Here is a 309-nt window from a genome sequence, read left to right as displayed (position 1 = left end):
GCACGTCGGTGGCGCGCCCGTCGACTGGGAGGCCTTCTACGCCGGCACTGGCGCGCGGCGCGTCGAGCTGCCCACCTACCCCTTCCAGCACGAGCGCTACTGGCTCTTGAGCCGCAGTACGGACGGCGGCGCCCGAGTAGGCCAGGAGGCGGCCGAGCACGGCTTGCTCGGTTCCGTTCTGGCCTTGCCGGAGTCGGGCGGTGTCGTGCTGACGGGCCGTCTCTCGGTGGAGGACCAGCCGTGGCTGGCGGACCACCGCGTTCGGGACGCCGTGGTGGTGCCGGGTACGGCGCTGGTGGAGATGGCGAT

1 protein-coding gene is annotated in these 309 nt (G+C 72.5%); it reads left to right on the top strand.

The window, feature by feature from the left end; all coding sequences use genetic code 11:
- A partial coding sequence (locus tag JL475_RS39495) for a polyketide synthase dehydratase domain-containing protein (protein ID WP_202282991.1) occupies nucleotides 1–309 on the top strand: 309 nt, incomplete at both ends.

This window comes from Streptomyces sp. M2CJ-2, from assembly GCF_016757295.1.
GTDB lineage: Bacteria > Actinomycetota > Actinomycetes > Streptomycetales > Streptomycetaceae > Streptomyces.
Note: the sequence above shows the minus strand (reverse complement) of the source record. Positions and strands in the feature narration are given on the sequence as shown.